Origin of the sequence: Paracoccus sp. TD-10 (assembly GCF_048270675.1) — a bacterium.
In the GTDB taxonomy this organism is placed as follows: Bacteria; Pseudomonadota; Alphaproteobacteria; order Rhodobacterales; family Rhodobacteraceae; genus Paracoccus; species Paracoccus pantotrophus.
The window spans coordinates 247,952-268,737 of the sequence record NZ_CP182420.1; the positions used below are offsets into that span (position 1 = coordinate 247,952).

Consider the following 20,786-nt stretch of genomic DNA (forward strand, 5'->3'; position numbering starts at 1 on the left):
CACGCGGACGACGGGCGACGCGTGATCATCATGGTTCTTATCCGAGCGGGCATCTGTCATGATCAGAAAGCATCAGCGCGACACCTCAAAGGCGGATGCCGCAGCCCCGCGCTCGCACAGGCCTAGAGGGTCAGGTGGTCGGGGAGATCGGATAACATGGCGCGGTTCTACCCCAGCATGATGCGTCGCGCCGCCGTTTTTCAGGCGTCTATTCTATTTCTCATCAGAGCGAACATTCATTTCGTCCGCATCGCAGACACTCCGCAGCTCGAAATGCTGCGCCCAGTCTCCAGTGGCCGGTTCGAGGAATGCCGCCGCGCAGCATCGGCGCGGCTCGACCGGCGGCTATGGGCCGAACGCGACTGAAGATTGGGGATGTGCTGTGGCGCGGGTGTGGCCTTCCGTGTCGCGGCGCGGCGACCTGGCTCGGACACACGCCAACAATGCAGGTGAATCTCTTCTGTGAGAGGCCGCCATGTGAAACAGAAAGCAAACCTTCCTGAAATTTCACACTGGCGCCCTATGAATCACCCAAAACCGCTCCCGTGAATCCGGAGATCATTGCATCAGCAAAAATATGCCAAAGTAGTGCTAACCTCCCTGCACATAGAGCTCGCGGAGCTTGAACCGGATGATCTTGCCGGATCCTGTTCGGGGGATGGTGTCGATTGCCTGTATCGCGTGAGGCAATTTGTAAGGCGCAAGCAGCGTGCGGCAATGTGCCAGGACGGCATCGGCGTCAGCCGACGAGGCTTCCCAGACCACATAGGCGACCGGCACCTCGCCGAGCGTTTCATGCGGTACGCCGACCACTGCGCAATCCCGCACGGCAGGATGTTCGATTAGCGCCTCCTCGACCTCGCCGGGGGATATGTTCTGACCGCCGCGGATCACAACCTCTTTCAGGCGTCCGGTGATGGTCAGGAACCCGTTTTCGTCGGAACGAGCCAGATCGCCGGTATGATACCAGCCGTTGCGCAAAACCTTCTCGGTTTCCTCGGGCTTGTTCAAATACCCCTGCATGACGTTGGGCCCGGAACAGATCAACTCTCCTTCCTCTCCCCGGGGCCGGTCAAGGCCGCTGACTGAGTCGATAATGCGCACGGCAACCCCGGGAAGCGGCAGTCCGCACGAGCCGGGGATCCGGTATCGGCCCGGCCGGTTCATGGTGACCATGGTCGAGGTCTCAGTAATGCCGTAGCCATCCAGCAGCTCGACGCCGAAATGCGCCTCGAAATCGCGGTTCAGTGCCGCCGGCAGGATCGCCCCTGCCGACAGGCAGATCCGCAACTTACCCAGCGAGGTCATACCCTTCTCGCGCGCGGCCAGCAGCAAGTAATGGAACATTGTCGGCACGCCCGGCAATACCGTAGCCTCACCCGCTTGCAACAACTCCAACGCACGGCTGGCAGAGAACCTCGACATGATCCGTTCGGTCGCGCCGGTGGCAAGGATGCCCAGAACCGCGATGTTGAGCGCGTAGGAATGGAACAGCGGCAACGGCGAAAGCACCACGTCATCGGCCGAGAGGCCCGCGATCGGAGCCCAGCAGGCCGCGCTGACCCACAGCATGCTGTGGACGGTCAGGACGACGCCCTTGGGTTTGCCCGTGGTGCCGGATGTATAGACAATGAATGCGGGGGCATGGATGTTCTCGTCCGGCAGCGCCGCTTCGGCCGAGGCCGGAACGGCCAACCCGCCGTCGCGCCAGATCAGCCGCGGCAGGGCGATTCCCTGACCGGCGACCTCGTCCAATACCGGCCGCAAGGACGCTTCGGCAAAGATCGCGGCGGCGGCGCAATCCTGAATGCGATAGGCCGCCTCATGCGCCGTGGCCTCGGCTGAGATCGGCACAGCAATACCACCGGCCCGCACCACCGCAAGAGTGGCCACCACCCAATCGACCGAATTTGCCAGCCAGATTGCGACGCTTTCCCCCTGTTGCAATCCACCCGCCAGCAAGTCGGCGGCGATGGCGGCCGTTTCGGATTGCAGCCCGGCCCAGGTGATGGCGCGGTCATCGTCGATATAGGCCGGCTTGTCGGGCGTGGCCTCGGCATGGCGTGCCATCAGCGCGCCGATGGTTTCGATCAGATCCAAGTGTATCATGTCATCCTCCCGGCGGCATCGGGCCGCCCGTTCCCTACTGCGGGTTTCAACATCCCCGGAATTGCGGCTGGCGTTTTTCGGCAAAGGCGGCGCGACCCTCGCGATAGTCTTCGCTGGCAGCGGCAGCGTCGATCAGCCGTTCCGCTTCGTCGGGATCGAACCCACCCATGGCGTTGCCATTCAGGATATACTTGGCCCCCCCAATGGTCAGCGGCGCCGATCCCGCGGCCAGGTCGCCCGCGAAACGGATCGCTTCCCCCAGTGGATCGACCGTGATGCGGTCGATCAGACCTACCTTGAACGCATGGCGAGCATCGAAGCGATGACCACCGTAAAGAATCCGCTTCGCTTCAGTGAGGCCCACAAGCGCCATGAGCTTGCGGGTGGCCTGGACGCCGTAAACGATCGAAAGCCGCGCGGCTGGAATCCCGAACTGCGCCTCTTGCGGTGCGAAACGGAAATCGGCCGACATGGCGACATGCATGCCGCCGCCCAAGGTATAGCCCTTGCAGGCGGCGATCACCGGTTTGGGGCATCGCAGGATGGCGTCGCAACCCAGATCCACGGCAACCTCATAGGCCCGCGCCTGATCGGCATCGTCTCGGATCGCGGCAAACTCTGCAATATCGGCCCCAGCAGTGAAATCCGTCCCCGCGCCGGTCAGCACGACCGCCTTGACCGACGGGTCCCGGCCCAGGTCGCCAAAGACCCTGTCCAGCCCGTTCCACATCGCATAGGTCAGCGCATTCCTTTGCGCCGGACGGTTCAGCGTGACCAGGGCCACGCCCTCTTCGATGTCGACAAGTATATCCGTCATTGCCCTGCACCTTGAAAAAAGGCGGGCGACGCCAACAGCGGGCGACGCCCGAGCGGATCAGTTCTTCCTCACCAGCGGGCAGGTGCTTTCCGACAGCGGCCGATAGGCCTCTTCGCCCGGAATGGTATTGACCAGCTTGTAGACGTCCCATTCGCCGGTGGATTCCTCGGGCGATTTGACCTGATAGACATACATGTCATGCACCATGCGGCCGTCCTCGCGAATCACGCCGCCCTTGGCGAAGAAATCGTTGACCGGGGTTTCGCGCATCTTCGCCATGACGGCATCGGCATCCGTGGAGCCAGCCGCCTCGACCGCCTTGAGGTAGTGCATGGTCGAGGAATAATCGCCTGCATCGCCCATATGCGGCGGACGCCCGACGCGTTCGGCGAAGCGGGCCGAGAAAGCGCGGGTCTCGTCGTCGCGGTCCCAGTAGAAGGCGTTCGTCAGGATCATCCCCTGCGCGGCCTGCAATCCCAGCGAATGCGTATCCGTCAACCAGACCAACAATCCTGCCACGGTCTTGCCGCTGGATGCGACGCCGAATTCGCCGGCTGACTTGACCGCGTTGATGAAGGTCGTCCCGGATCCGGCGATCGCCACGACATCGGCGGGCGACGCCATCGCCTGCAACATGAAGGAGCTGTGGTCGGTCGTCTCGATCGGATAGCGGATCGAACCCTCGACGGTGCCGCCCAGTGATTTGACGACGGCCGAGGCATCGGCCTCGAGCGCGTGTCCGAAAGCGTAGTCGGCCGTCAGGAAGAACCAGTTCTTGTGACCCTGGTTCGCCAGTTCCCGCGCCGTTCCCACGGCCAGGGCGTAGGTATCATAGGCATAGTGGATCGAATGCGGCGTGCAGCCCTCTCCGGTCAGCTTGGACGAGCCGGAGCCGTTGACGATGGCGATGCCGTTGTGCTCGGCCGCAACCCCGGCGACCGCCAGCGCGATGCCGGAGTTGATGAGGTTGGTGATCAGGCTGACCCCGCCGGATTCGTACCACTCCTGAGCGGTCGAGACGGCCAGTTCGGGCTTGTTCTGGTGATCCGACACCAGGACCTCGATCTTGCGCCCCAGGACTTCGCCGCCGAAATCCTCGACAGCCATCTTCACCGCCGCGACCGAGCCTTCGCCGGCCTCATGGCTGAACTGCCCGCTCATATCCGTCAGGACCCCGATTCGGACCGGGCTCTCTTGCGCCAGCGCCGGACTGTGATCCACGGACAGCAGCAATGCTGCGGCAAGCGCGGCCGGACCGGAAACCGCTGCCAGAAATCGCGTCATGTCTTCATCCTCCCAAATGAAGTGATACCGTTATTTTCAGTATCATTGCGGAACGCATTATTGATTGCACTAATGGACTTGATGCGTCAATAGCCAACTTATAGGCAATTTTTCTTCACTGCAACACAGGCAAGCACGTCACGCTTGACATGTATTATAGTTTCATAGTTAGACTTTACTCGACTGAATGAAACGATATGTGAACGTTTCCATCAGGGGAGCCGCCCGGCCAGGGCGGCAGGGAGGAGTCATTGTGAGCGAATCAGGTTGCATCCTCGAAGCGAGGGGGCTGCGAAAGTCGTTCGGCGGCTTCGTCGCCGTTTCCAACGTGGACCTGCAGGTCGAGACGGGACATATCCACGCGCTGATCGGCCCGAACGGCGCCGGCAAGTCCACGCTGTTCAACCTGCTGACCAAGTTCGTCCAGCCGACCGCGGGCGAGATCCGGTTCAAGGGGCAGGACATCACCCGCGCCTTGCCGGCGGCGATTGCGCGGCTGGGCATGGTGCGGTCGTTCCAGATCTCGTCGGTGTTCCCACACCTGACGGTCTACGAGAACATCCGCACCGCCCTGCAAGCCCATGACCGCGACACCTGGAGCTTCTGGAAATCCGGGCGCGGGCTGCATCGCTTCGACGAGCAGGTGCATGAGCTGGTCTGCCAGGTCGGGCTGGAGCCGCTGGTCTATACCCGCGCCGGCGACCTGCCCTATGGCCGCAAGCGCGCACTGGAACTGGCTACGACCCTGGCCCTGCGCCCCGAACTGATCCTGCTGGATGAGCCGATGGCCGGAATGGGCCAGGAGGACATCGAGCATACCTCGGCGCTGATCAAGTCGCTGGCGCGCCGCCACACGGTGCTGATGGTCGAGCACAACCTGAAGGTCGTGGCCGATATCTCGGACCGCATCACTGTGCTGCGCCGGGGCGAAAAGATTGCGGAAGGAAATTACCACGAGGTCGCCGCCAACGAGGAAGTGCGCTCGGCCTATATGGGAGGAGCGCATGGCTGAGACTCGACTGAAGGTCGACGCACTGGAGGGATGGTATGGTGAGAGCCATGTCCTGCACGGCGCCTCGTTCGAGGTGAAACGCGGCGAGGTCGTCACGCTTCTGGGCCGCAACGGCGCAGGAAAAACTTCGACCATGCGGGCGCTGGCCGGGGTCATGCGCAAGCGCAGGGGAAGCGCCCTTTTCGACGGCACCGAACTTCTGTCAACGCCGCCGCACCGGGTTGCGCAACTGGGGTTGGGCTTCGTGCCCGAGGAACGTGGGATCTTCTCGAGCCTGACGGTGCATGAGAACCTGATGCTGCCGCCGGTCGTGCGACCCGGCGGCTGGACGATCGCCGCGATCCACGAGCTGTTTCCCAACCTCAAGGGGCGCGACGGCACCATCGGCACCCGCCTGTCGGGCGGCGAGCAGCAGATGCTGGCCATGGCCCGCATCCTGCGCACCGGCTGCGACTTCATCCTGCTCGACGAGCCGACCGAGGGCCTGGCCCCGGTGATCGTCGAGCAGATCGGCGAGGCGCTGGTGCGGCTCAAGGAAAAGGGCTTCACCGTCCTGCTGGTCGAGCAGAACCTGAATTTCGCCCGCGGCGTGGCCGATCGTCACTATGTGATGGAACAGGGACGCATCATCGACGAAATCGCCAACGCCAGCCTGTCCGCGCAGATGGACAAGCTCAACCGTTTTCTCGGAATCTGAGGGGCAACATGACCGAATTCTTCGGAGTGCCGCTTGCCGTCCTGACCGGGCAGATGATGATCGGGCTGATCAACGGCTCGTTCTACGCCTTGCTGTCGCTGGGACTGGCGATCATCTTCGGCCTGCTGAACGTGATCAACTTCGCCCATGGGGCCTTCTACATGCTGGGGGCCTTCGTGTCCTGGTGGCTGCTGACCTATGCCGGGATCGGCTACTGGCCATCGCTGGTGCTGACACCGCTGATCGTGGGAGTCTTCGGCGCCGTGTTCGAGCGCACGATGCTGCGCCGCCTCTACGGCCTGGACCACCTGTTCAGCCTGCTGCTGACCTTCGGCCTGGCGCTGGCGCTCGAGGGCCTGTTCCGCTGGATCTATGGCGCCGGGGGCAAGTCCTATCCGGTTCCTGCCAGCCTGACCGGCGTCTACAACCTGGGCTTCATGGTGCTGCCGGTCTATCGGGCCTGGGTGATCCTGGCCTCGCTGGTCACTTGCCTGCTGGCATGGGTGGTGATCGAAAAGACGCCACTGGGCGCGCGCCTGCGCGCGGCGACCGAGAACCCCTATCTCGTCACGGCCTTCGGGATCAACGTGCCGCTGATGCTGACCCTGACCTATGCGGCCGGAGTCGGACTTGCGGGATTGGCTGGGGCGATGGCCGCGCCGATCTATCAGGTCAGCCCCAACATGGGATCGAGCCTGATCATCATCGTCTTCGCCGTCGTCGTGATTGGCGGCATGGGGTCGATCATGGGCTCGATCGTGACCGGTCTCATGCTCGGAGTGCTCGAAGCACTGACCAAGGTATTCTTCCCCACCGCCTCGGCGATCACCGTCTTCATCGTGATGATCCTCGTTCTCCTGCTGCGGCCGGCGGGGCTTTTTGGAAAGGACAGGTAGGATGGCCCATCGTTACAAGGACTTTCGTCCGCAGCTTCTTCCCGCCGGTGTCCGACTCGCGCTGCTGCTGGCGGTCGCGGCCATAGCGTTGCTGGCGCCGCTGACCATCTATCCGCTGTTTCTGGTCAAGGTGCTGTGCTTCATGCTGTTCGCGGCTGCGCTGAACCTGGTGCTGGGCTTCGCCGGCCTGCTGTCACTGGGCCATGCCGCCTTTTTCGGCGGCGCCGCCTATGCCTTTGCCCAATCGGCAAAGGTCTGGGGCTGGCCCTTCGAGGTCTCGCTGCTGTTCGGCGTGCTGGTCGGCGGCGCCCTCGGCCTCGTTTTCGGCCTGATCGCCATCCGCCGGCAGGGCATCTATTTCACCATGATCACGCTGGCGCTGGCGCAGATGGTCTACTTCCTTGCCGTTCAGGCCCCCTTCACCGGCGGCGAGGACGGCATCCAGAACGTGCCGCGCGGTTCGCTCTTGGGCCTGATCGACCTGCGCGACACCACCACGCTTTATTATGCGGCGCTGATCATCGTGACGGCCTGCCTGCTGCTGATCCGGCGCGTTGTGCATTCGCCCTTCGGCCATATCCTCGGCGCCATCCGGGAAAACGAGGCCCGCGTAACCTCGCTGGGGCTGGACGTCGATCGCTACAAGCTGCTGGCCTTCACGCTGTCGGCGGCGCTTTCGGGGCTGGCGGGCGCGCTCAAGGCCTCGGCCTTCCAGCTGGCGACGCTGGCCGACGTGTCCTGGCACATCTCGGGCGAAGTGGTGCTGATGGTGCTGATCGGCGGCATCGGGACGCTTTGGGGACCGTTGATCGGGGCAATCTTCGTGGTGATGATCGGCCATTTCCTGGCGACCTCGGGTCTGCCCGTCTCGCTGGTCGTCGGCGTGGTGTTCATGGCCTGCGTGATGCTATTCCGGCGCGGTTTTTACGGCGAAACCCTGGAATACCTGCGCCGCCGGCTGCTGCGCGACATCCCGGCCCGGACAGAAACGGCACCGTGAGTCCATGACGGAAAGCGAATCCGCCGGCGCGGCACGGCGGATTTGCACGTTCCGGCATAACGCCTTACAAGAGTCGCAGCGACATGCAGGTCTTTCAGCGCAATGAACCAGGCGACATCCAACCCATCGAATACGCCCGTGGTGATGCAGCGGCATTCTTCGGTCAGGAAAACCATCGACATCGTTCTGGACAGCTGGAACTTCCTGATCCTGCGCGAGGCATTCTTCGGCGTGCGCCGCTTCGACAAGTTCCAGTCGCGGCTCGGGATTCCGCGGCAGACACTGTCCTCGCGGCTGAACGTTCTGGTCGAGAAGCAGATCTTCGCCATCGGCCGCAAATCCGGAGAGCCGGGGCACCAGTATTTCCTGACAGAGCGGGGAAAGGATCTGTTCCCGGCCATGTTGTCACTGATGGAGTTCGGCGACACCTGGTTGACAGGGGGCGAGTTGCCGCCGCTCCAGATGATCCATACGAAATGCGGCAAGGAATGCCGGCCGCTGACCGTCTGCTCAAGCTGCCTTGAACCTGTCGAGGCGCGCGATGTCGCCCCGCGCGACGGTCCCGGCGCAGGCTATGAGCCGATGGAGGCCCGGCCCCGCTCGCGCCGCAGCGCGGATCCGACCTTGTTGCAACGCGTGCGTCCCTGTTCGGTCGCCCGAAGCTTGGCCATTATCGGCGACCGCTGGAGCTTCCTGATCCTGCGCGAGGGCTGGACCGGCGTGCGCCGGTTCGAGGAAATGCGCGAAAACCTAGGCATCGCCCCGAACATCCTGACAGACAGGCTGAACCGGCTGGTCGATGCCGGCGTCTTTCGCCGAGTGCCCTATGGCAACGGCGATCGCCAGGAATACCGCTTCACCGAAAAGGGGCTGGCGCTTTACAAGCCGATGATCGTGATGATGGCCTGGGGCGACAGGTGGCTGACCAATGGCAAGCCGCCGATGCGACTACGCCACAAGCCTTGCGGGCAGGATTTCACGCCGATCGTCGTCTGTTCCGAATGCAAGCAGCCGATCAACGCGCGCGACACGGATTACATCCTGCGCTACACGCTGCCCGAGTAAGGCAAGGCGGGCCCTCTCAGCCCGCGGCCTTGGCCGCCTGCACCAGCCGGAACAGCCGCTCCGGCGTGGCGGGCAGCTTGTCGATCCCGACGCCCAGCGGCGACAGCGCATCCGAAATCGCGTTGGCGATGGTCGCCGGCGCGCCGATGGTACCGCCCTCGCCCATGCCACGAAAACCGCCCACGTTGTTCGGCAATTCCGCTTCGATATGCACAATGTCGATGTCCGGCACGTCGGTCGCCACCGGCAACAGGTAGTCGGCAAGGCTGGCGGCGACGCTTTGTCCGTCGTCGTCGTGGATGACCTCTTCCAGCAGCGCAGCCCCGATGCCCTGCACCACCGCGCCATGGACCTGGCCGTCCACGATCATCGGGTTGATGATCCGTCCGCAATCCTCGGAAACGACATAGTTCAGGATCCTGACGCCATAGGTTCCGGGATCGACCTCGATCATGCACATATGAGTCGAGGAACAGGCGGTGCCCAGATAGGGATCATAGGTTTCCTGCACCACCAGGTCGACACGCTGGTCGCGCGGAATCCGGCCCATCTGGTTATAGACGGCCTTCGCCACCTCTTTCAGCGTCAGGCTCTGGTTCGAGTTGCGCGCGGTGATGATGCTGCCGTCCATCTCCAACTCGTCCGGTTTCGCCTCCATCAGGATGGCGGCCATCCCCAGCACCTTCGCCTTCAGCTGATGCGAAGCCAGCGTGGCGGCGCCGCCGCCAAGCACGGCGGAACGGCTGGCGAAGGTCCCGGTGCTCATCGGCACCAGCGAGCTGTCGCCATGCAGGACGACCACATCCTCCATGCTGCAGCCCAACTCGTCGCTGATGACCTGCGCCAATGTGGTCTCAAGCCCCTGCCCATGCGAAGCGACGCCGAAGGCCGCCGTCACCACGCCTGTCGCGTCGATCGAGATATTCGCGGTTTCCGTGCCGGTGTTGATCGGCATCCCTGGCGCGACCGAGATGCGCGACCCGATCCCGGTCAGTTCGGCATAGCTGGCCATGCCGATGCCCACCCAGCGCCCCTCGGCGCGCATGGCATCGCGCTTTTCCACCAACCGGGGATAGTCCAGCGCCTCGCAGGCCCCCTCCAGGCATTCCTGAAAGGCCGAGCGGTCCCAGATGATGCCCGGTGCCGTGCGATAGGGAAACTCGTCGTCCCGCACGAGGTTGCGGCGGCGAATGTCGGCCGGGTCCATGCCGAGCTTGCGCGCCGCCATGTCGACCAGCCGCTCCATGCCGAAGGTGGACGATGGCCGCCCCACGCCACGATACGGCCCGGTCGGTGGCTTGGGGGTCAGCACGCCACGAATACGCCCGCGATAGGCCTCGATCTTGTAGGGGCCGGGCAGGAAGCTGATGACCTGCACCGTTTCCAGCGCCGCCGTCCAGGGATAGATCGAGAACGCCCCGACATCGCCGATCACATCCGCCCGCAACCCCAGGAAATGCCCGTCGTCGTCCAGCGCCAGTTCGGCCTCGATCAACTCGTCGAAGCCCTGGCTCAGCGCGGCCAGATCCTCCAGCCGGTCCGCGACGTACTTCACCGGACGTTCCAGCTTGCGGGCCAGCAGGCAGACAAGCATTTCCTCGCCATAGAGCGAACCCTTGCCGCCGAAACTGCCGCCGACATCGGGGGCGATCACCCGCAACTGATGGCTGGACAGCCCCAGGCAATCCGACAACACATCGCGCACCACACCAGGGATATTGGACGAGGTATACAGCGTCAGCGACCGCCGCCGCTTTTCCCATTGCGCCATGTAGCTGCGGTTTTCCATCGGTGCGGCACATTTGCGCGTCATGCGGAAGGTGCCCCCGACCTTGTGCGGCGCGGTCCGGAACACCTCGTCCACATCGGCGCGCTCGAAGGTGCGGCGGATGATGACATTGGTGCCGGCCTCCTCGTGCAGCAAAGGGGCGTCGTCCTTGACCGCATCGACCTGGCGGATGGCGAAGGGCAGCGGCTCGTATTCGATCAGCACATGTTCCAACGCATCTTCCGCCACATAGCGGCTTTCGGCCACCACGGCCACGACCGGCTCGCCGACATAGCGGACCTTGCCGCGCGCCAGGGGCCAGGTCGGCGTGGCGTAGTAATCCTTCATCCGCGAGGTCGGGACCGCGGGTTGGCATTCGCCCTCGAAATCCGAGATGTCGAAGACGCCGACCACGCCGGGAATGTCGAAGGCCCCCGCCGCATCGACGGAAACGATCCGCGCATGCGGCTGGTCCGAGCGGCGGATCGCGACATGCAGCATCCCCGCCGCCTGCACATCATCGACATATTCCCCGGTGCCGGTCAGAAGGCGACGGTCCTCGGTCCGCTTGATGCGCTTGCCCACCATTTTCGGGCGCATGGTGACATCGGAATAGTCGGGCTTGCTCACCGGAAACCCTCCTCCCGCTGCGACAGTTCCTGCCATTGCGCATCGTCATGGCCGCAGATCACCGTGGCGCCGCGATCCTTCTGCGCCTTGATCTCGGCCAGCGACCTGACGGCCAGGTCCATGTCCCAGCTGTTCTTCGGCGCATAGCCCTGATCGACATGGCGCATCATCGGCGCGGCGTCCGAGGCCAGCAGGAACGCCCCGTCGCGATCCAGCTCGATCCGGGCACCGGTCAGGCCGGGGGAATGCCCCGGCAGCGGCAGCAGCACGATCCGGCCATCATCGAACAGGTCCCTTTCGCCGTCGATTTCGGAGTAGCCCTGCGGGATGTCCCATTCCTGCGGCAGGTAGCCCTGCTTTTCCGCCCCTTCGGCACGGGCGGCGGCAAGCTCGGCGGCATGGGCGATCACGGTCGCCCGGGCAAAGGCGGCATTGCAGCCGCAATGGTCGGGATGCAGATGCGAACAGATCACCACGTCAATGTCCTCCGCCGCCAGACCGTGCCGGGGCAGCTGGTTCACCACGGCATGCTGCGGGGCGAAAATCGGCTGCATCACCTTGGCCAGCCCGCCCCAACGCCCCGAAGGATCCTCGGCAGCCTGCGGCGCGCAGCCGGTATCGAACAGCACATTGCCGGAAGGATGGCGCAAAAGCACCGAGACGACCGGCAGTTCGACCATGTCCTCCTTGCTCTCGGCGGGCATGTAGATCGACTTGCGCATCTTCAGCCTGCCGCCGGACAGCACATCCATCCTCATTTCAACGGTCCTCTTTCGCGGGCCAGCTCGCGCACGGCCTCGATGATATGCACATAGCCGGTGCATCGGCAGATATTGCCTGACAGCCCCTCGCGGATCTGCTCGTCGGTCTCCAGCGGGTGGTGGGCCAGCAGATCGGCGATGGCCATGACCATGCCCGGCGTGCAGAAACCGCATTGCAGCCCGTGATGGTCCTGGAATGCCCTTTGGATGCGGGACAGATTGTCGGGCGTGCCCTGCGATTCGATCGTCTCGACCTCCTGCCCGTCGGCCATGACGGCCAGCGTCAGGCATGAACGTGCCGAGCGGCCGTTCAGCGAAATCGTGCAGGCGCCGCAGACGCCATGTTCGCAGCCAACATGGGTGCCGGTCAGGCCAAGTTCGTGCCGCAGAAAGTCGGACAGCAGCATGCGCGGCTCGACCTGGCGGGTGTGATTGATACCGTTCACCGTCACGGTGATTTCCGTCTTGCCGTCACTCATGGTCCTGCCCCTTTCCGGATGCCGCGCGGCGTTCGAGGACGCGGGCATGCGCCTTGCGCAGCGCACGGACCGCCAGCACGCCCGACAGGTTGCGGCGATAGTCGGCGCTGGCGTGGATATCCGCGTTCGGCGACAGATTGTCCGACAGCCAGGCCGCCACCTCGGCCTCCAGCGTTTCGTCCAGACGGCGGCCATCGACCAGCACCTCAAGATCGCGCATCCGCAGCGCGGTCTCACCCACGCCGGTCATGCCGATCCGGGCATCGCGGATGGCCTCCCCATCATCGACGCGGAACGTGACGGCAACCGCCGCCAGCGCGAAATCGCCGTGGCGGCGCGAGAATTCCTCGAACCCCCACCCCGCATCGGGGGAGGACGTGCCGATGCTAATGCCGGTGACCATTTCCTCGGGCTCCAGCGCATTGACCAGCGAGCCCACGAGAAACTCCGATGCCGGCAGCACCCGCACCCCCGAGGCCGAGGCGATCTCGACCCGACCGTCGAACATCTGCGCGATCATCGGCATTTCCGCCGCCGGGTCGGCATGGCAGACGCTGCCGCAGAACGTGCCGCGGTTGCGCACCGTCATATGCGCGACGTGGTGCATGACCTCATGCAGGATTGGAAGCCTGCGGCCAATCGCCCGGTCGCTTGCCGTCATGCGATGCCGGGCCAGCGCCCCCATGCGCAGCCGGTCGCCCTGCTCCTCGATCACCTCAAGACCCGGGATGTGGTTGATGTCGACCAGCACCGCCGGCTTGACCAACCGGAAGTTGATCATCGGCATCAGGCTTTGGCCGCCCGCGATGATCTTCGCCTCGCCGCCATGTTCGGCCAGCACCGCCAGCGCATGTTCCACGCTTTCCGCCCGGACGTAATCGAATCTTGCCGGCTTCACCCTGACCTCCCCCTGTCAGCAGGCCGTCCCTGCCCTTGCACCCCAAGGGTCGCCGGATATGGCGAACACAGGGGCAAGTCTGAAACTTTTCACTTGCTTTACTAGACTGAACTGGTGCATGTCAATGCTCAAGGACATGTCGGGCCGGCGCGGAGGACGCCGCCGTCCCGCACCAGCAGGAGGAGTGCGGCGCATGGAGATGTCGGGAAAGAAGCTGATTCCCGAATCGCGGGAGACAGTGTGGAAAGCGCTGAACGACCCCGAGATCTTGCGTAGCTGCATCCCGGGATGCCAGTCGCTTGAAAAGACCTCGGACACCGAGATGGTGGCCTCGGCGACGATCAAGGTCGGTCCGGTCTCAGCCAAGTTTGGCGGCAAGGTTTCACTTTCTGAACTGAACCCACCAATCAGCTATCGGATCACCGGTGAAGGTCAGGGGGGCGTCGCCGGCTTCGCCAAGGGCGGTGCGCACATCACCCTGGACGAGGCCGAGGGCGGCACGATACTGACCTATAGCGTCGATGCGCAGGTCGGCGGCAAGCTCGCGCAGCTGGGCGGGCGGCTGATCGACGCGACGGCACGGAAGATGTCCGAGGCGTTCTTCGAGAAATTCGCCGCCGAGATTCGCCGCCAGTATCATGGCGAGGGCGCCGCCGCCCCCGCCGGTGCCACTGCCAGCCAAGGCTCACCCTCGCCAGCGACCATCCCGGCGGCGGGCGTGGGGCAAATGCCCCATGTCTATCCGGTCCCGCCTCAGATGGGACATTGGCCCGCGCCCTATCCTTATCCGCCGGTGGCTCCGCCCCTCCCGCCGGCCGGCGGATCGCGGATCGCCACCTTGGCGGCCCTGGCCGTGGCGGCCGTTTTCGCCTTCCTGTGGCTGACCGAACGCCAGGGCGTCCCGGCACCCCTGGCAAGCCAGCCACTCTCACCCGAGTTCGGCACGGCGGTGCAACTCATTCTCATTGCAGCGGTCGGATATCTCTTCGGCCGTCTCTCGGATCGGCGCCAATAGGCGCGCCCACTTTCAAGGAGTTTTCCATGCAGCTTTCACTTCAGGGCAAGGTGGCGCTGGTCACCGGCGGCGGCCGCGACACGGGGGCCGAGATCGCGCGCGAACTGTCCGGCCTGGGCGCCACCATCGCCGTCAACTATCGCAACTCCCAGGCCGAAGCCGCCGGCCTGGTGGAGCTGATCACCGCGGCGGGCGGCAAGGCCAAGGCCTATCGGGCGGATATCTCGGACTATGCGCAGGTGCAGGCGATGATCGCGGCCATCGTCGCCGATCACGGCTCCATCGATGTCCTGGTGAACAACGCGGGCTATGTGAAATACCAGAAATTCGTCGACAGCACCCCCGCCGACTGGAAGGCGCAGATCGACACCTGCCTTTACGGCGCCCTGCATTGCTGCCACGCGGTCACGCCGCATTTCATCGCGCAGAACGGCGGACGGATCATCAATATCGTCGGCGACAGCTCACGCATCGGCGAGGCCAATCTGGCGCTGGCCGCCGCCGCCCGGGGTGCGACGGTCCAGCTTGGCAAATCGCTGGCCCGCGAGTTGGGCCGCAACCATGTCACGGTCAACACCGTCTCGCTAGGGCTGATCCAGACCTCGCACAGCGACCCGGACTTCCTGGCCAAGAACATGGACAAGATCGTCAAGGCCTATCCGCTGCGCCGCATCGGCCAGCCCGACGACGTGGCGCCGATGGTCGCCTTCCTTGCAACCGACGCCGCCTCCTGGGTGACCGGACAGGTCATCAGCGTGAATGGTGGCTTCTCGATGGTCTGACCGCTGCGGCGCGGCTGGCCCTGGCATGAACACGAGGCAGATATGAACCCCTTTGTCTTCAACACCACCCCGTCCATCGTCTTCAGGTCGGGGGCGGCCGACCAGATCGACCGGCATGTCGGCGCCCTGCTCGGCCCACGGGTGCTGCTGGTCACCGATCCGGGCCTGCGCAAGCTGGGCCTGTGCGACCCGGCCATCGCGGCGCTACGGAACGCGGGCCATGACCTGGCCATCTTCGATGCGGTCGAACCGGACCCATCGGTCGCCACGGTGATTGCCGCTGTGCAGGCCGGAATTGACGCGCGCGTCACCGGAGTCCTGGGCTTCGGCGGGGGATCGTCTCTTGATGTGGCCAAGGTCGCCGCGCTGCTCCTCGGCTCGGACCAGCCGCTGGACGAGGCCTGGGGCGTGAACAATGCGCAAGGCCCGCGCCTGCCGCTGGTGCTGGTGCCGACCACGGCAGGCACCGGCTCCGAGGTCACCCCCGTCGCCATCCTGACCGTCGGCGGCGAAGAAAAGCGCGGCGTCTCGTCGCCGGTAATCCTGCCCGACATCGCGCTGCTGGACGCGGGACTGACGCTGGACCTGCCGCCCTCGATCACCGCCGCGACGGGCGTGGACGCCATGGTCCATGCGATCGAGGCCTATGCCTCGGCCAGCGCGAACAACAACCCGCTGTCCCGGATGCTGGCGCGCGAGGCCCTGCGGCTGCTTGGCGCGAACATCGAAACCGCCGTCGCCGACGGCGCCGACCTTGCCGCGCGCGAGGCGATGCTGCTGGGTTCGATGCTGGCGGGCCAAGCCTTCGCCAACTCTCCGGTGGCGGCGGTCCATGCGCTGGCCTATCCGGTCGGCGGCATCTTCCATATTCCGCATGGGCTGTCGAATGCGCTGGTGCTGCCCGCCGTGCTGCGCTTCAATCTGCCCGCCGCCGCCGCGACCTATGCCGAGATCGCAGCCGACGCCTTCCCGCAGCTTGCCGACACCCCCGAAGACAGCCGGGCCGAGGCTTTCGTCGATGCGCTTAAAACCCTGATCGGGCGGTTGCAGATGCCGCCCCGGCTGCGGGACGTGAACATTCCGCAAGACGCCCTGCCCCGCATGGCCGCCGATGCCATGAAGCAACAGCGCCTGCTGGTGAACAATCCCCGGCCGGTCACCGAGGCGGATGCACTCGCGATCTATACGGAGGCCTGGTGAGATGCGCACGCCCCCCGGAACCCGCGCCGATTACGTCCATTTCCGCCAGCACAGCACGCGCTGGAACGACAATGACGTCTATGGCCACCTGAACAATACCATCCACTACCTGCTGTTCGATTCGACGGTGAACGAATGGCTGATCTCGAACCGGCTTCTGGACACGCGGAACAGCCCCGCCATCGGTCTCGTTGCGGAAACCGGCTGCCGTTATCACGGCGAGATGTCCTATCCCTCGCCCGTGACCGCCGGTTTAAGGGTCGCAAAGATCGGCACATCCTCGGTCCGTTACGAGATCGGCCTGTTCGCCGCCGACAGCGACACGGCGGCGGCCGAAGGGTTTTTCGTCCATGTCTATGTGGACACGGAAACCCGCCGCCCCTGCCCAATCCCCGACGACACCCGCACGGCCCTTGCAGGGCTGATGAAGGAGGCATGATGACACTATCGCTCAAGGACCCCGCGCTGCTGGAATCCCGCAACCTGATCGCGGGCGAATGGGTGGCCGCCGCAAGTGGCCGGACCATCGCCGTCACGAACCCCGCCACCGGGGCCGAAATCGGCGCCGTTCCATCGGTCGGCCGCGCCGAGGTCGCGGATGCCATCGCGGCGGCGCAGCAGGCGCAGGTTGCCTGGGCCGCGCGTCCCACCAAGGAACGCGCCGTCATCCTGCGTAGGTGGTTCGACCTGGTCACCGCCGCCACGGACGATCTGGCGTTGATCCTGACCAGCGAGCAAGGCAAGCCTCTGGCCGAGGCGAAGGGCGAGATCGCCTATGCGGCCTCCTATATCGAGTGGTTCGCCGAAGAGGCGAAGCGCGTCTATGGCGACACCATTCCCGGCCCCGCGCCCGACCGGCGCATCATCGTGCTGAAGCAGCCGGTCGGCGTGACGGCGGCGATCACACCCTGGAACTTCCCGGCGGCGATGATCACGCGCAAGATCGGCCCAGCGCTTGCCGCGGGTTGCGCCATGGTGCTGAAACCGGCCAGCCAGACCCCGCTGACCGCGTTGGCGCTGGCGGTGCTGGCGGATCGGGCCGGTTTCCCGAAGGGGCTGTTGTCGGTCGTGACCGGCTCGGCCCGCGAGATCGGCGCGGAACTGACGGCGAACCCGGTGATCCGCAAGCTGTCCTTCACCGGCTCGACCGAGGTCGGCAAGGAACTGATGAAGCAATGCGCCGATACGGTGAAACGGACCTCGATGGAGCTGGGCGGCAATGCCCCGTTCATCGTCTTCGACGACGCCGATATCGACGCGGCGGTCGAAGGCGCCATCGCCTCGAAATACCGCAATGCCGGGCAGACCTGCGTTTGCGCGAACCGGCTTTTCGTGCAGGCGGGCGTGCATGACGCCTTCGTCCAGCGCCTTTCCGAACGGGTCGCCGCCTTCAAGGTAGGCAACGGCACAGAGCCGGGCGTGGATATCGGCCCGCTGATCGACGATCACGCCACGGCCAAGGTGCGCGAACTGCTGGACGATGCCGTCGCCAAGGGCGCGACGGTCGCGATTGGCGGCAAGGCGCACGCGCTTGGCGGCAGTTTCTTCGAGCCCACCATCGTCACCGGGACCACCCGCGAGATGGCCTTCTTTTCCGAGGAAATCTTCGGCCCCGTCGCGCCGATCTTCCGCTTCGACACCGAGGACGAGGTGATCGCGCTGGCCAACGACACCCCCTTCGGCCTCGCCTCGTATTTCTATGGCCGCGACATCGGCCGGGTGTTCCGCGTCGCCGAAAAGCTGGAATACGGCATGGTCGGCATAAACACCGGCCTGATTTCGAACGAGGCCGCGCCCTTCGGGGGCGTCAAGGAAAGCGGGCAGGGCCGCGAGGGCTCGAAATACGGGATCGAGGGCTATCTCGAGGTGAAATATCTCTGCCTGCAACTCTAAGCGTCGCATGCAGCAAACACGAAGGTGAGGAAATGACCTCGCGTCTGATCATCGCTCAGGATCGCTCTCCACGGCATCCCGCCATGATGGATCCATGGCAGATGGCGGCGCAGTGGGGCGCCGGCACCGTCCTGGCGGTTCTGACCGCGACCCACGGCCCGGCCTATCGCAACCCCGGCGCGACAATGGCCATCGGTCCCGATGGCCGCTTCGCCGGGGCGATCACCTCGGGCTGCGTCGAGGCGGACATCATCCTGCGCGCCGAGGAGGTGCGTCGGACGGGACACCCGCAAAACCTGCGCTATGGCCAAGGCTCGCCCTTCTTCGATCTGCGCCTGCCCTGCGGCGGCGCGGTCGAGATCCGCCTTTTTCCGCTGCGCGATCCGCTCGTCCTCGCCGATCTGGCGCGCTGCCGCGCCCGCAGGCAACCGGCCTCGCTGACGGTATCGGCCGAAGGCCGGCTGTCGCTGCGCGACTGGCAGCCGACCGGATGCGATGGCACCGATTTCCGGCTTGGCTTCCGGCCCGCCCTGCGCTTCCTGGTGTTCGGAACCGGAGCCGAGGCCGCCGCCTTTACCGGACTGGTGCGCGGCATGGATTACGACCATATGCTGCTATCGCATGAGGAAGCGAGCCTCGCACCCGTGCGCGCCGCCGGCAGCCCGACCATGCTGATCGACGCTCGGTTCTCACCAGAAAGACTGGAGGCCGACGCTGACACCGCCGCCGTGCTGTTCTACCATGACCACGATTATGAGCCGACGATCCTGCGACATCTGGTCCGCACGCAGGCCTTTTATGTCGGCGCGCAGGGCAGTCGCGCGACGCAGGCAGGCCGCCTTGCACGGCTGCGCGAGTTGGGGCTTTCCGATGACGCGCTTGCACGCATCCGCGGGCCGATCGGCTTGATCCCGTCCCGTCGCGATCCGGGTTCACTGGCCATCTCGGTGCTGGCCGAGATTATCGGCCTGCATGGCCAGCGGACCGAGCGGGTAAAACCATGAAAACGCTGGGCGTCCTGCTGGCGGCCGGCGCATCGCGCCGCTTTGGCGCGGAAGACAAGCTGCTGGCGCCCTGGGAAGGCCGACCGCTGGTTGTGGCCGCCGCCCGAACGCTTGCACGGGCCGGCTGCGACCAACTGGCGGCGGTGGTGTCATCCGAGGCGGTAGCGGCCGTACTACCAGCCAACTTCCATGCCATTCATATCGAACCAGGACAGAACATGTCGACCTCGTTCCATGCAGCTTGCCTCTATGCCGAAGCAAAGGGGGCGGACCGGATGTTGATCGCCCTTGGTGACATGCCATCATTGCAGGTGGAGACCTTGATTCAACTGCTGGCCTCGACTTATGAGAGTTTGGCGTGCCATCTCAGTGGAGTCAGGATGCCACCTGCAGTGTTACATCGACAGGATTGGCAAAAAGCGGCTCCAGAAAAAGATGATTGCGGTGCCAGAGCTGTAATTTCCAATCTTCCGGCCTCTGCGCTCCTGGCACTTTCCCCAATTGAAGCGAAGGACATCGACACGAAAGGCGATCTCCAAAGCACGTGAACGTATTTCGATGGTGCCGGGGAGTTCCGTCTCGGACCATATCTACGCTCAGCAAATTCCTCACTCTCACGCTGTTGTCGTAGCTGAAGCTGCCGGGAAAGCCGAACTTGTCGAAACGGTAGCGGCTGGCGTTCAGTTCTATCGTCGTCTGGTCGGTCAGGTTGATGTCGAAGGCGCCGCTGATCAGCGAGCGATCCAGATCGCTGCCCTTCACATAGCCCTCTCCCTCTTCGCTCAGCACGTTGATGCGATAGCCGAGCATGCCGTCTGCCGCATGGCTGCCGAAATCGCCATGCGCCAGCCAGGTTCCCTGGCCGGTAAAGCCGGTGTTGATGCGATTATAGGGATCTTGCGTGGGCCGTTTGCGGGTGAAGTTGAAAAGTCCGCCGGGGTTTGCCGGACCAAAATAGGCGCCGGCGAGGCCGTGAATGACCTCGACCCTTTCATACATCTCGATGGGCTGCGCAGTGGTGGCGACGATGTTCATACCATCGAGGCGATTGTTGAAAACCGGCGTGCCCTGCATGCCGCGCGATTGCGGGCGCCCGACATCGCCGCCGCCGCGCGCCTCCATCTGCGTCGAGGGCATGTATTTCAGCAGATCGGGCAAGGTCGTCGCCTGCTGGTTTTCAATCAGGGTCTTGTCGATGACGCTGACCGAATAGGGCGTGTCCTTGATCTCGCGCCGGCCAAGCGGACCGATCGTCGCGGTTTTCGCGCGCACCCCGCTCTTGCCGCTGTCGTCGCCCCCCTGGATGACGACCTGGTCAAGAACGATGGCGTCCTGTCCGGGCAGCGTTTGCGCATGACCTGCTGTGGCCAGGCAGAAAAAAGAAATCGCTATCCCACCATTCGAAACTGCGCGACGCATGGCACCCTGGTCCCCCGTGATATCTGGATCGCGTGGTTCCACGCCACCGACAATCGT

Annotated in this window: 20 protein-coding genes and 1 pseudogene; 13 read left to right on the forward strand and 8 right to left on the reverse strand. The window is 64.5% G+C overall.

Translation table 11 applies throughout. The features are described from left to right. Nucleotides 1-156 precede the first annotated feature (156 nt). Complete coding sequence (locus tag ACNKFW_RS19965; protein WP_418025760.1) at nt 157-366, forward strand: hypothetical protein; 210 nt, start codon at nt 157-159, stop codon at nt 364-366. A 225-nt stretch (nt 367-591) separates the two neighbouring features. Here the strand turns inward: ACNKFW_RS19965 and ACNKFW_RS19970 are convergent, their stop codons facing one another. Genes ACNKFW_RS19970 through ACNKFW_RS19980 form a run of 3 tightly spaced genes read right to left on the reverse strand, consistent with a single transcriptional unit; the run spans nt 592 to nt 4,210 of the window. After that, a complete protein-coding gene (locus ACNKFW_RS19970; RefSeq protein ID WP_418025762.1) occupies nt 592-2,109 on the reverse strand; it encodes a class I adenylate-forming enzyme family protein in 1,518 nt (505 codons plus the stop codon). Nucleotides 2,110-2,155: 46 nt separating this feature from the next. Beyond that, nucleotides 2,156-2,926 carry an enoyl-CoA hydratase-related protein gene (locus ACNKFW_RS19975; protein ID WP_231000328.1) on the reverse strand — a complete coding sequence of 257 codons (771 nt, stop codon included), beginning with the start codon at nt 2,924-2,926 and terminating at the stop codon, nt 2,156-2,158. Between the two features lie 57 nt (nt 2,927-2,983). Beyond that, nucleotides 2,984-4,210, reverse strand: coding sequence for an ABC transporter substrate-binding protein (locus ACNKFW_RS19980; protein ID WP_231000327.1), 1,227 nt, complete (start codon nt 4,208-4,210; stop codon nt 2,984-2,986). A gap of 253 nt (nt 4,211-4,463) precedes the next feature. Between ACNKFW_RS19980 and ACNKFW_RS19985 the strand changes: the two genes are divergently transcribed. The 5 genes from ACNKFW_RS19985 to ACNKFW_RS20005 all read left to right on the forward strand — a co-directional run bounded on the left by ACNKFW_RS19985 (nt 4,464) and on the right by ACNKFW_RS20005 (nt 8,880). Next, the gene (locus ACNKFW_RS19985) at nt 4,464-5,222 is read left to right on the forward strand and encodes an ABC transporter ATP-binding protein (RefSeq protein ID WP_231000326.1); all 759 of its coding nucleotides are present in this window, start codon (nt 4,464-4,466) and stop codon (nt 5,220-5,222) included. Next, nucleotides 5,215-5,919 (forward strand): ABC transporter ATP-binding protein, encoded by a 705-nt coding sequence (locus ACNKFW_RS19990; protein WP_231000325.1) that lies wholly within the window; start codon nt 5,215-5,217, stop codon nt 5,917-5,919. The genes ACNKFW_RS19985 and ACNKFW_RS19990 overlap by 8 nt, the downstream gene beginning before the upstream one ends. Before the next feature lie 8 nt (nt 5,920-5,927). Continuing rightward, a complete protein-coding gene (locus ACNKFW_RS19995) occupies nt 5,928-6,815 on the forward strand; it encodes a branched-chain amino acid ABC transporter permease (protein WP_276243011.1) in 888 nt (295 codons plus the stop codon). Nucleotide 6,816: 1 nt separating this feature from the next. Further along, nucleotides 6,817-7,815, forward strand: coding sequence for a branched-chain amino acid ABC transporter permease (locus tag ACNKFW_RS20000; protein ID WP_276243012.1), 999 nt, complete (start codon nt 6,817-6,819; stop codon nt 7,813-7,815). 144 nt (nt 7,816-7,959) lie between these two features. Next, complete coding sequence (locus ACNKFW_RS20005; RefSeq protein ID WP_276243013.1) at nt 7,960-8,880, forward strand: winged helix-turn-helix transcriptional regulator; 921 nt, start codon at nt 7,960-7,962, stop codon at nt 8,878-8,880. A 16-nt stretch (nt 8,881-8,896) separates the two neighbouring features. Here ACNKFW_RS20005 and ACNKFW_RS20010 read toward each other — a convergent pair whose 3' ends face one another. From ACNKFW_RS20010 to ACNKFW_RS20025, 4 genes are read right to left on the reverse strand one after another with little or no spacing between them, the layout of a single operon-like run. Continuing rightward, complete coding sequence (locus ACNKFW_RS20010) at nt 8,897-11,248, reverse strand: xanthine dehydrogenase family protein molybdopterin-binding subunit (RefSeq protein ID WP_418025880.1); 2,352 nt, start codon at nt 11,246-11,248, stop codon at nt 8,897-8,899. 26 nt (nt 11,249-11,274) lie between these two features. Then, the gene (locus ACNKFW_RS20015) at nt 11,275-12,036 is read right to left on the reverse strand and encodes an N-acyl homoserine lactonase family protein (protein ID WP_231000320.1); all 762 of its coding nucleotides are present in this window, start codon (nt 12,034-12,036) and stop codon (nt 11,275-11,277) included. Continuing rightward, nucleotides 12,033-12,518 carry a (2Fe-2S)-binding protein gene (locus tag ACNKFW_RS20020; RefSeq protein WP_231000319.1) on the reverse strand — a complete coding sequence of 162 codons (486 nt, stop codon included), beginning with the start codon at nt 12,516-12,518 and terminating at the stop codon, nt 12,033-12,035. The genes ACNKFW_RS20015 and ACNKFW_RS20020 overlap by 4 nt, the downstream gene beginning before the upstream one ends. Then, nucleotides 12,511-13,416, reverse strand: a complete 906-nt coding sequence (locus tag ACNKFW_RS20025) for an FAD binding domain-containing protein (RefSeq protein WP_231000318.1) — start codon at nt 13,414-13,416, stop codon at nt 12,511-12,513. The genes ACNKFW_RS20020 and ACNKFW_RS20025 overlap by 8 nt, the downstream gene beginning before the upstream one ends. Before the next feature lie 193 nt (nt 13,417-13,609). Between ACNKFW_RS20025 and ACNKFW_RS20030 the strand changes: the two genes are divergently transcribed. The 7 genes from ACNKFW_RS20030 (at nt 13,610) to ACNKFW_RS20060 (ending at nt 19,858) form a co-directional block, all read left to right on the forward strand. Beyond that, nucleotides 13,610-14,431: an SRPBCC family protein gene (locus tag ACNKFW_RS20030; RefSeq protein ID WP_331000905.1), complete on the forward strand. Its 822-nt coding sequence runs from the start codon at nt 13,610-13,612 to the stop codon at nt 14,429-14,431. Nucleotides 14,432-14,457: 26 nt separating this feature from the next. Then, nucleotides 14,458-15,213 (forward strand): SDR family NAD(P)-dependent oxidoreductase, encoded by a 756-nt coding sequence (locus tag ACNKFW_RS20035; protein WP_231000317.1) that lies wholly within the window; start codon nt 14,458-14,460, stop codon nt 15,211-15,213. 42 nt (nt 15,214-15,255) lie between these two features. Then, nucleotides 15,256-16,413, forward strand: a complete 1,158-nt coding sequence (locus ACNKFW_RS20040; protein WP_231000316.1) for an iron-containing alcohol dehydrogenase — start codon at nt 15,256-15,258, stop codon at nt 16,411-16,413. Nucleotide 16,414: 1 nt separating this feature from the next. Then, nucleotides 16,415-16,852 carry an acyl-CoA thioesterase gene (locus tag ACNKFW_RS20045; RefSeq protein WP_231000315.1) on the forward strand — a complete coding sequence of 146 codons (438 nt, stop codon included), beginning with the start codon at nt 16,415-16,417 and terminating at the stop codon, nt 16,850-16,852. Further along, on the forward strand, nt 16,852-18,306 hold the full coding sequence (locus ACNKFW_RS20050) for an NAD-dependent succinate-semialdehyde dehydrogenase (RefSeq protein ID WP_418025881.1): 1,455 nt from the start codon (nt 16,852-16,854) through the stop codon (nt 18,304-18,306). Before ACNKFW_RS20045 ends, ACNKFW_RS20050 begins: the two co-directional genes overlap by 1 nt. An 83-nt stretch (nt 18,307-18,389) precedes the next feature. After that, nucleotides 18,390-19,310, forward strand: a complete 921-nt coding sequence (locus ACNKFW_RS20055) for an XdhC family protein (RefSeq protein WP_418025768.1) — start codon at nt 18,390-18,392, stop codon at nt 19,308-19,310. Continuing rightward, nucleotides 19,307-19,858 carry a nucleotidyltransferase family protein gene (locus tag ACNKFW_RS20060; RefSeq protein WP_231000313.1) on the forward strand — a complete coding sequence of 184 codons (552 nt, stop codon included), beginning with the start codon at nt 19,307-19,309 and terminating at the stop codon, nt 19,856-19,858. The genes ACNKFW_RS20055 and ACNKFW_RS20060 overlap by 4 nt, the downstream gene beginning before the upstream one ends. Before the next feature lie 442 nt (nt 19,859-20,300). Here ACNKFW_RS20060 and ACNKFW_RS20065 read toward each other — a convergent pair. Beyond that, nucleotides 20,301-20,729, reverse strand: a pseudogene (locus ACNKFW_RS20065) (TonB-dependent receptor plug domain-containing protein); the annotation flags it as partial. Between the last annotated feature and the right edge of the window lie 57 nt (nt 20,730-20,786).